This is a genomic window from Nocardia sp. NPDC058497 (assembly GCF_042720195.1).
Classification (GTDB): Bacteria; Actinomycetota; Actinomycetes; order Mycobacteriales; family Mycobacteriaceae; genus Nocardia.
Genome location: NZ_JBHXMY010000990.1, coordinates 1 through 1296 on the forward strand (window position 1 = coordinate 1; position 1296 = coordinate 1296).

Annotated in this window: 2 protein-coding genes and 1 pseudogene; all 3 read right to left on the reverse strand. The window is 62.3% G+C overall.

Features of this window, described 5'->3' with window-relative positions:
* A partial coding sequence (locus ACFWPJ_RS33120) for an NUDIX domain-containing protein (RefSeq protein WP_378857511.1) occupies positions 1-388 on the reverse strand: 388 nt, incomplete at its 3' end.
* Entirely contained in the window at positions 372-1061 is a 690-nt protein-coding gene (locus tag ACFWPJ_RS33125) for an XRE family transcriptional regulator (RefSeq protein ID WP_378857513.1), read from the reverse strand. The genes ACFWPJ_RS33120 and ACFWPJ_RS33125, both read right to left, overlap by 17 nt.
* A 32-nt stretch (positions 1062-1093) precedes the next feature.
* Positions 1094-1296 (reverse strand): annotated as a pseudogene (locus ACFWPJ_RS33130) (IS3 family transposase); the annotation flags it as partial.

The window sequence follows — 1296 nt, forward strand, 5'->3', positions numbered from 1 at the left end:
CCTCTGCACCGAGTAACATAACTTCAGTCGATTCGCTGCTGACAGAGCTCTCACCACCCACAATCCGGCCGAGATAGGTGACGGCGAACTCCTGCCGAACCTCCCCGTCGCCATATTCGATGACATGGTCCGGGTCGGTGTAGATACCTAAGAGACCCGTGATCTCGATGTCGAGTCCGGTCTCCTCCTTCGTCTCGCGAATCGCGCACTCTTCGAGAGTTTCACCGATCTCCATGACACCGCCGGGCAGAGACCAGTTGCCGGAGTCGCCCCTGCGCTGCATCAGGATTCGGCCGGCGCGGTCCACCACGAGCACAGAACCACCGGGTACCAAACTGTTCGCTTTCGGCGCGTTCGGGTCCCTGTAGTAGTCACGCCGTGAGCCCATGCGAAAGTCCTTGCGGGTAGGGGGTCGCCGAACCCCAGATCTGTTCGAACTGCTCGGCGAACGAGGAGAATATTCCTTTAGGGGATAGCTTCCGCAGGTGCAGTGCTGGGTGCTGATATCCGCGGGCTCGGAACAGATATGGCGTCACGATCATCTTGTCGTCGAACCGGAAGACCGAGTTGTAGAGATGACTCGTGTGTAGTCCGATGTCGCATCCTGGGGTGTCGGCCAGCTTCCCCACCATGTTCAGCGCATTGCGGATTCGGCCGGCGAGGGTTCCGTTCATCTGCTCCAACGAGTCTCGCTCAGCGACGTGCGGACAGTCGGGGTCGGCGAATGCCAGCCGGATGCGAGTTCCCCCGCGGCACTTCGCCGCGAGGACATCCGCTGCGTCTGGCAGCAGTTCCATCACGAACGGGTAGGCGTAGCCTGCGATGTCGATCTGTTCGTTCGCGCCGAGGAGCAGCGAGGTCCATAGGTCATTGGGGATATCAGCTCTGTGTGCGTAGGCGGCCTGCACCTCGGCCGTGGCCGACGCCCCCGGTGCGAGATCAGGCCTCGTCTGCGGCCACAGCAGGTCTTCCGGCTCGTCCAGAATCCTCGCGACGACCGCCCTCGTCCGCCGGTGCGGAACCCGACCTGCCAACCAACGGTTGACAGTCTTCGCGTCCACGCCCACTGAATCGCCCCGGTGAGTCCGGAGACCTATCGGTGTGACAGCCCAACGGCGTGCTGGGCTGGGTGTTGAGCGTAGTGCGCGGCCTCCATCTCCGCTGGTGGGATGTCACCGCAATAGCGGTAGAGACGGCGATGGTTGAACCAGTCGACCCATTCCGCAGTCGCGAATTCCACGTGATCGACCGTGCGCCACGGGCCACGCGGATTGATCAACTCGGTCTTGTAGAGGC